The organism is Pseudoalteromonas sp. TAB23 (assembly GCF_000498075.1).
Taxonomy (GTDB): domain Bacteria; phylum Pseudomonadota; class Gammaproteobacteria; order Enterobacterales; family Alteromonadaceae; genus Pseudoalteromonas; species Pseudoalteromonas arctica.
Map to the genome: position 1 here is coordinate 1 of NZ_AUTP01000250.1, position 9028 is coordinate 9028.

Annotated in this window: 5 protein-coding genes and 1 pseudogene; 5 read left to right on the top strand and 1 reads right to left on the bottom strand. The window is 39.5% G+C overall.

What is annotated here, in order from left to right:
* From coaBC to L654_RS0115200, 4 genes are all read left to right on the top strand, one after another.
* Positions 1-828, top strand: an 828-nt coding sequence (gene coaBC / locus L654_RS0115185) for a bifunctional phosphopantothenoylcysteine decarboxylase/phosphopantothenate--cysteine ligase CoaBC (RefSeq protein WP_024608349.1), incomplete at its 5' end; no start/stop codon positions are given.
* A gap of 111 nt (positions 829-939) precedes the next feature.
* Complete coding sequence (slmA, locus tag L654_RS0115190) at positions 940-1527, top strand: nucleoid occlusion factor SlmA (RefSeq protein WP_007581932.1); 588 nt, start codon at positions 940-942, stop codon at positions 1525-1527.
* A 140-nt stretch (positions 1528-1667) separates the two neighbouring features.
* On the top strand, positions 1668-4436 hold the full coding sequence (locus L654_RS0115195; RefSeq protein ID WP_024608350.1) for a prolyl oligopeptidase family serine peptidase: 2769 nt from the start codon (positions 1668-1670) through the stop codon (positions 4434-4436).
* Between the two features lie 251 nt (positions 4437-4687).
* Complete coding sequence (locus L654_RS0115200) at positions 4688-5791, top strand: GGDEF domain-containing protein (RefSeq protein ID WP_024608351.1); 1104 nt, start codon at positions 4688-4690, stop codon at positions 5789-5791.
* A gap of 2 nt (positions 5792-5793) precedes the next feature.
* On the opposite strand, the gene L654_RS0115205 is transcribed toward L654_RS0115200, so the two are convergent.
* On the bottom strand, positions 5794-6978 hold the full coding sequence (locus L654_RS0115205; RefSeq protein ID WP_024592809.1) for an NAD(P)/FAD-dependent oxidoreductase: 1185 nt from the start codon (positions 6976-6978) through the stop codon (positions 5794-5796).
* A gap of 328 nt (positions 6979-7306) precedes the next feature.
* Between L654_RS0115205 and L654_RS01000000126180 the strand changes: the two are divergent.
* Positions 7307-9028, top strand: a pseudogene (locus tag L654_RS01000000126180) (S8 family peptidase); the annotation flags it as partial.

Genomic DNA, 9028 nt, shown 5'->3' on the forward strand with positions numbered 1-9028 from the left:
CCAGCCATGAATCAGCAAATGTATGCACACGCAGCAACACAAGCTAATTTAGCCACATTAAAGGCACGTAACGTACTTATTTGGGGCCCGGGTAAAGGTGAGCAAGCGTGTGGTGATATAGGCGCTGGACGCATGTTAGAGCCTCATGAGCTAGTTGCGCTATGTATAGCAAAAGAGCAACCGCAATTACTTGCAGGAAAAACAATTACAATAACAGCAGGCCCAACGCGTGAGCCTCTCGACCCAGTACGTTTTATATCAAATCACAGTTCAGGAAAAATGGGTTATGCACTGGCAGAAGCCGCTTTGCAACTCGGTGCTAAGGTTAATTTAATTTCGGGTCCGGTCACTATAAAAGCCCCTACTGGCGTAAACCTTATCAATATAGAAAGCGCTGAGGAGCTATTAACTGAGTCACTTACCTATGCACCGCAATCAGATGCATTTATTGGCTGCGCTGCTGTAGCAGATTATCGAGCTGCAAACATTGCGACTCAAAAAATGAAAAAACAAGGCGACGAACTCACTCTTACTTTAACTAAAAACCCTGACGTAATTGCAGCTATTGCCAACCTTAAACAAAACCGTCCTTATACTGTGGGGTTTGCCGCCGAAACTCAAAATGTAGAAAGCTATGCTAAAGGTAAACTACAAAATAAAAATCTAGATATGATTTGCGCTAATGACGTATCAAAAAGTGGCTTAGGGTTTAATTCCGATCATAATGCTTTAACACTGTACTGGCATAATGAACAACTAGAATTACCAACTACAAGTAAAATAGAAATAGCTCGCAAGGTGATCGAACAGCTGGCTAAACATCTATAAAAAGGCTGGAAACAAACTGAATAAAACATTAACATACGCCAATCATTTGAACAAAAAATGACTAGGGTTCTTAACTGCGCCACTAAGAATAACTAATAAAAAGGAATGTTCATGCCTGCGACAAAAAGAAGTAATCGCAAAGAGCAAATACTGCAAGCACTCGCACAAATGTTAGAAACTAATTTAGGACAACGTATCACCACAGCAAAACTAGCTGCTGAGGTGGGTGTGTCTGAAGCCGCGCTGTATCGTCATTTTCCGAGCAAAGCGCGTATGTTTGAGGGCTTAATTGAGTTTATTGAAGATACCCTTTTATCTCGTATAAATATTATTATTGAAAACGAAAAAGAAAGCCAAACGCGCATTTATAACATTCTATTATTACTTCTAACCTTTGCTGAAAAAAATCCAGGCATTACTCGTATTTTAACTGGCGATGCTCTGCAAGGTGAGCAGGAACGTTTACGCGAGCGGGTACAAAGCTTGTTTGAAAAACTAGAAACTCAGTTTAAACAAGTACTTCGTGAGCGTAAATTACGTGAAGGTAAAAACTTTCAAAGTGATGAGCTTACACTTGCAAACTTTTTACTTGCCTACGTTGAGGGCAAAATGAATCAGTTTGTACGTAGCGACTTTAAAGCAAAGCCAAGTGTTCAATTTGAAAAACAATGGCTTGAGCTACAAAAAATTTGGCTGTAATGTTTGCTAAATTAATAAATTAAATACCAAAAAACGACCTACGGGTCGTTTTGTCGTATGTAGCTGCCATTTATCTGATCCGCTCGAATTGTGAGCCAAACTCGTTACAATGAAACAATGTCATAATACGAGAATCAATAATGAAAACAAAACTCACCTTATTAAGCGCGGCACTCGTTGCCAGCTTAACTAGCACCGGCATACACGCCAAAGAATCGCTACAATTTAAAGATGTTTTTAGTTTTAAATCAGCTAAAAGCACGCAACTATCTGACAATGGTCAAGTACTCACTTTTAGTGCAACGCCGTATCGTGGAAATGCAACTGGCCAAGTTTACTCACTACAAAGCAATACTCTCATCGCAGAAGTAGAGCGCGGCACTAAGCCTCATATTAATAAAGCCGCTAACTGGGTCGCTTTTACACAAGTACCTACCTTACTTGAAAAAGAAACAACCAAAAAAAAAGACACACTTAAAAACAATCTGGTACTCGTAAACACACAATCAGGTGCCCAACAAAGCTTTGCTGATGTAAAAGATTACACGTTATCTGATGACGGTATGTGGCTTGTTTATCGTTTGAATAAAAAAGACGATGACGCAAAAGTAGAAGATAAAACCGATAGCACTAAAAACGAAGAAGACAACGCTATCACGCCCGATAAAAAAGATAAGAGCTATGCGCTTGTTATCATAAATTTATCTGATAAACGCACCCATACAATAGAAAACGTATTTAGCTACGCGATTAACTCAGCCAACAGCCAGCTATTAGTGAGTCAAAGTTACAGCGATGGTAATAACAACCAAATAGCGTTAATTGAGCTAAGTGACTTTAATAGCAGCGTATTAATTGATGAACCGGGCGCAATCGCAAATAAAATAGCATGGCACCCAACTGACAATATTGCAGCGTTTACATTAGGTAACTATGTAAATGATGACACGCGCCGTCGAAGCTACAGTTTACAGCTATATAAAAACGATAAACTTTCAACAATAGCCTCACCTGATAAAACATGGACCCTAGGTAAAACAGCATCCCTTAAATGGTCAGAAAATGGCGAGCGCTTATATTTTGAAAACCATCCAAAATTAGCAGCTAAAGTAAAAGCCAAAGAATATACCGACGAAGCCTCACTATACGATTTTGACACCATTCGTGAACACAAAGGTTTAGATGTATGGCACAACAACGATGCGCAAATAAAACCGCGTGAAGAACAGCAATGGAACGAAATTAATAAAAATCGCCATTACAGCGCGGTGTATCACGTTAACTCGCAAAAAGTGGTACAGCTAAGTACCACTAATATGCCTGAGGTTGCACTAAACCCTGAGCGAGATGTATCTTTACTTGGCTCATCTAACATCCCCTACCTAGAAAAAATAATGTACGGCGGTTTTTTTGCTGATTACTTTGCAGTAAATATAAACACCGGTAAACAAACTCCAATTATTAGTAACTATCCGTTTAGACCAAGCCTTGCACCAAATGGTGAATTTGCAGCTTATTTTAACGACAGCCAAATACAGTTAAAAGATTTAAAAAATAATAAAGTAACACCGCTTACAAAAGCGATTCAGGCAACCTTTGCTGATGATAAACACGACTACCCTTCGACTCAACCTGGTTATGGTTTTGCTGGTTGGATGACCGATAGCAGCCAAGTGCTTGCTTATAGTAAATACGATATTTGGGCGTTTGACGTAAAAACGCAGCAAGCTAAACGCCTAACTAATGGTAAACAAAGCAATTCGCAGTACCGTGTTATTAAGCTTGATAAAACCCAAGTGGGCTTTAAAAAAGGCGATACATTACTTGTCTCTGCTATTAATCTACAAACTAAACAAAGCGAAGTGGCAAAGCTCGACTTAACCACTAACACAATAACTAACGTGCTTAGCGGTAATAAACGCTTTGATATGGTTAAAAAAGCCAAAAAGGCTGACAAGTATTTATTCACCTCGCAAACTTATAGCCAATTTCCTGATTACTACCAAACTAATTTTAGCTTTAGCGCACCAAAACAAGTAACCACCCTGAACCCACAAATTAGTAATTTTGCCTGGGGCGAAAAGCCAGAACTAATAAGCTATAAAGGCTTTGACGGCGAAGATTTACAAGGCGTCCTAATAAAACCAGCGGGATATAAAAAAGGCGATAAAGTACCTGTGGTTGTGTATTTTTACCGTTACATGAGTCAACGCATGTTTGATTTTCCAAAAATGGAATTAAACCATCGCCCTAATTTTCCTATGTTTACCTCAAACGGTTATGCGGTATTTTTACCTGATATTCGTTTTGAAATAGGTCACCCGGGTAAATCGTCAACGCAAACCATGATAAACGCCACCCAAAAATTAATAGATTTAGGCATAGCCGACCCAGATAAAATTGGCTTACAAGGTCACTCTTGGGCAGGTTATCAAAGTGCATTTATGATAACCCAAACAGATATGTTTAAAGCGGTTGTATCTGGCGCTCCAGTATCAAACATGACAAGTGCTTACAGTGGCGTACGTTTAAAATCGGGCCTTGCTCGTCAATTTCAATACGAAACAGGACAAAGCCGTATTGGCAAAAACTTATTTGAAGCACCAGAACTTTATATAGAAAACTCACCGGTGTTTTTTGCAGACAAAGTTAATACGCCTATCTTAATAATGTCTGGCGACAAAGACGATGCAGTACCTTGGCATGAGAGCGTGCAGTATTACTTAGCTCTGCGCCGTGCAGGAAAAGATGCTACATTTTTACAATACGAAGGTGAACCACACCACTTGAAAAAGTTTCCTAATCAGGTCGATTTTTCAGTACGTATGATGCAGTACTTTGATCATTACTTAAAAGGCAAACCAGCTGAAAAGTGGATGACAAAAGGCGAGGCATTTATAGAGGAATAGATATAACATTTATTCAGAGCTCTACGTAAGCGATAACGTTGAGCTCTGCGTCAATTAAATCAAGGCGAGGCATATTACATTTAAGTAATCAGTCACTACCTAGTCCTTCATACCTTTGAAAAATGCTGTAATGATCTTTAAACTTTTATAAACACCACCGTATATAAGCGTTTTAATCAAAGTAAAAAACTATAATAAAAGCCTAATATAAGTAATAATCACTAAATTCAGAGGTTAAAGAGTCGTTCATTATGCTAGGTTTTTGGTACAAAGAGTTTCCACAATACCCAAAAGACCATAAGGATTTTTGGCGTACTCGCTTAATAGCTCACTCTTTACTAATAACTACATGTTACTTTTTAGCTTTAACACTCCTCAATCTTTTTTATTTTGAAAGCTATGACATTGCTTTAATTGATGCCTTAGGACTTACGATATCGTTAGGTATTTATACTTGGTTTAATAAAACAGCCAATGTAAATGCAGCAGCGTGGGCTGTTACCCTTATGGTCGTTAGCTTAATAATGATGTTTGTGGTTTCTGTAGGTGGGCATGCGCATTCTTTATTTTGGGCAACGTTAATCCCGCCTTTTAGCTTTTTTTTAGTTGGAAGAAACTGGGGAAGCCTATTTAGTGCAGTCGCCTTTACTATTTGTGCGTATCTTGTGTATTTACAACAACAGCAAACTGTAACAATTGGCTTAGGCTCTTTATTTAATCTCATAGAGGTAAGTCTTGCTCATATTTTAATTTTTAGATTTTACGAAAAAACACGGTTTTCGGCATACACTCGATTATCTATCCGTAACTTAGAAATTCAACACTTAGCAGAAACCGATAAGTTAACGGGGCTTTATAACAGGCAAAAATTTGATTTTGAATTATCACAGTTAATTGCTAAAAATGACGTTTTTAAAACCCCGCATTGCTTACTTATTTGCGATATAGACCACTTCAAAAATATAAACGATACCTACGGGCATTTAGTTGGCGATAACGTACTCACTGAATTTTCTAAAATATTAAAAATGCGTATGGGAAATGATGCACTTATTGCGCGATGGGGCGGAGAAGAATTCACGATTATTTTATCGAACACCTCTTTAAATGATAGCGCTAAAAAAGCTGATGACCTGAGAAAATATATTGCCGAAAACACCATTACAAATATAGCATTTACTATAAGTATTGGGTTAGCAACGATACAAAAAGACGATACAGTGCTAAAACTATTGGAGCGGGCTGATACAGCGCTATATAAGGCTAAAAATAATGGACGCAATAAAGTATGTGTTAGCGATAACGATTCAACCGTTATCGCTCAATCAACTTACTTAAATGGGTCTATAGCCTAAGCTTAAGCGTACTGCCCACAAGCAAATCCACAGCTCCACGCATACTGGAAATTGTAGCCCCCAAGCCAGCCCGTTACGTCAGTTACTTCACCTATAAAATATAAGCCTTTAGCTTTTTTAGCTTCAAAGGTTTTTGAGCTCAACTCGTCGGTATCTACACCACCGAGTGTTACTTCTGCTGTTCTATAACCTTCTGTGCCATTGGGTTTAATTTGCCACGCATGAATATAATTTACTAACTCATCTATTTGGGCATGTGTAAGCTGATTAATATTACAATCTGGTATCGCTTTGCTTTCATGCAGTATTTCTATAAAGCGTTTAGGTAAAATAGTCGAAAGGCTGTTTTTTAACGACTTTTGGGCTTGTGTTTCACGCCAATCAGCAAGTTGCTGCCTTAAATCAATTTCAGGTAGCAGGTTTATAGTGACAGCCTGCCCTGCTCGCCAAAATGAGCTTATTTGCAATATTGCAGGGCCCGATAACCCTCGGTGAGTAAAGAGGATATTTTCTTTAAATACGGTGCCGTCTTCGCTTGAAACTTCACATGGAATACTAATTCCCGAAAGCCCTTCAAAACGCTCTTTATCATGCTGATGCAAAGTAAACGGCACAAGTGCAGCCATAGTTGGTAACACGCTTAAGCCAAACTGCTCTGCAATTTTATAACCTATTGGTGTAGCCCCTAGTTTTGGCATGGTTAAGCCACCTGATGCTATAACTAACGACTCACAGCTTAAGGTTTCTTGCTCTGTGGTAACGCTATAGCCGGTTTCGGTTTTTGATACACTGATCACTTCACTGCGTAGCTTTATATTTACTCCGGCCCACTCACATTCGGTTAGTAAAATATCAACAATGTCTTGTGCATTGTTATCGCAAAAAAGCTGGCCTAGTGTTTTATGGTGATACGCCAAGCCATGTCTGTCCACCAGCTCAATAAAGTCATGCTGTGTATAACGACTTAAGCATGATTTAACAAAATGAGAGTTTGTGCATAAGTAGTTATCCGGGGTTGCATTTTCATTTGTAAAATTGCAACGCCCACCACCACTTATTAAAATTTTACGACCTGGTTTTTTCCCCATATCAAGTACTGTAACGCTTCGGCCACGGTATCCAGCTTGCGCTGCACACATTAATCCTGCTGCTCCCGCACCTATTACAATTACATCTACTTGGGTCATTTATTTATCTCATTAAAAAATTTGCTCGATTATAGCAAAGTTTAATAGCTAACAACGCAGCATTTGAATTATTAGTAATAACACAACAAAAACGCATCAGTAATAAGTAGGGAATAATTACCCTCACAATAAAACAACCCTTTATACTTATTTTTAATTTATATGACAAATACTAAACAACGAGTAAACCGCTAAAAACCTGGGTTATAACTAAATGAAAGAGGTACATAATAAATTGATATTTTAACCTAATTAACAGATCGTTTACTTTTGTTCCCGCATCGTGATCTTATATCACGAAATAATAAATAAAAATCTAGGGATAATTATGACAACTAGTAAAACTTTTAAAAGATGCGCAATTGCAATTACAGTTAGTACGCTTTTTGCAGCAACATCTGGCATGGCTCAATCAGTTTCAAGTTCAATGGCTGAAACATCGGCTAAACTACAAAGCCAAGGCAGTTTCGAAACTCAGTTCATTATTAAATATAAAAATAATAACGAAATGGCGAGCTTTTCAACTGCTGACGCAAGCCCGTCTAGCATGAAAAAGCGCGCACAAAGCTTTGTTAAAAACTTCGCTTCTAAAAAAGGCAAAGTAAAAGCAAAATATATTCGTGCAATGGCACTTAATAACCACCACGTAATGCGTGCTGATAAAAAATTAAGTGCGGCAGAGGCCCAAGAGTTTATGCAAGAAATGGTTGATTCAGGCAATGTTGAATACATTGAAGTGGATCAAATGTTAAAGCCGTTTTCAACTCCTAACGATCCACGCTTTGATGACCAATGGCACTACTACGAGCAAGCCGGTGGTTTAAACTTACCTACTGCATGGGATACCGCAACGGGTAGCGGTGTAGTTGTAGCTGTACTAGATACGGGTTACCGCCCACATGCCGATTTAAATGCTAACATTTTACCGGGTTACGATATGATCTCTAACCTATCGGTAGCTAACGATGGCGGTGGTCGCGATAGCGATGCACGTGATCCTGGTGATGCAGTTGCTGCGAATGAATGTGGCACTAACGGTGCACAAAACTCTAGCTGGCACGGCACGCACGTAGCCGGCACAGTTGCTGCGGTAACCAATAACGGTGAAGGTGTTGCAGGCGTAGCTTATAACGCAAAAGTAGTGCCTGTTCGTGTACTTGGTAAGTGTGGTGGTTTAACCTCTGATATTGCAGATGGTATTATTTGGGCATCTGGCGGAAGTGTTTCAGGCATTCCTGCTAACTCAAACCCTGCAGATGTAATAAATATGAGTTTAGGTGGCAGCGGTTCATGTAGCTCTACAACTCAAAATGCAATTAACACCGCGCGTAGTAACGGCACTGTGGTAGTTATTGCTGCAGGTAACGATAACGATAACTCAGCAAACTACAATCCAGGTAACTGTAATGGTGTAGTAAACGTAGCATCAGTAGGTCGTAATGGCGGTCGAGCTTATTACTCAAACTACGGTAGCAATATTGATGTTGCAGCACCGGGTGGCGCGCAAAGCTTTGCAAACGACTCAGAAGGTGTTCTATCAACTTACAATTCAGGTTCGTCTACACCTTCAAGCGACAGTTACGGTTATTCGCAAGGTACATCAATGGCTGCGCCTCACGTAGCAGGTGTTGCGGCACTTATTAAGCAAGCAAAACCAGATGCAACGCCTGACGAAATAGAAAGTATTTTAAAATCAACAACCCGTTCGTTCCCTGCTACATGTACTAGCTGTGGTACGGGTATTGTTGATGCAGCCNGGCACCACTCCGCCTACAGGCGGTGATAGCGAGCTTATTAATGGTGAAGCTAAAACAGGTTTAAGTGGGGCTGCAAATGCACAAGCATTTTACACGATGACAGTACCAAGCGGTGCAACTAACGTAACATTCACTATGAGTGGTGGTACTGGTGATGCTGATTTATACGTACGTGCGGGCAGTAAACCTACAACTACTACCTATGACTGTCGCCCTTATAAAGGCGGTAATAGCGAAGAGTGCTCTATTGATAACCCTACAGCAGGCACTTACCACGTAATGCTTAACGGCTA

Bases quoted from the DNA above. Each gene is read 5' to 3' on its own strand.
- L654_RS0115205 (WP_024592809.1), bottom strand. From the start codon at position 6,978: ATGACCCAAGTAGATGTAATTGTAATAGGTGCGGGAGCAGCAGGATTA.
- slmA (WP_007581932.1), top strand. From the start codon at position 940: ATGCCTGCGACAAAAAGAAGTAATCGCAAAGAGCAAATACTGCAAGCA.
- L654_RS0115200 (WP_024608351.1), top strand. From the start codon at position 4,688: ATGCTAGGTTTTTGGTACAAAGAGTTTCCACAATACCCAAAAGACCAT.
- L654_RS0115195 (WP_024608350.1), top strand. From the start codon at position 1,668: ATGAAAACAAAACTCACCTTATTAAGCGCGGCACTCGTTGCCAGCTTA.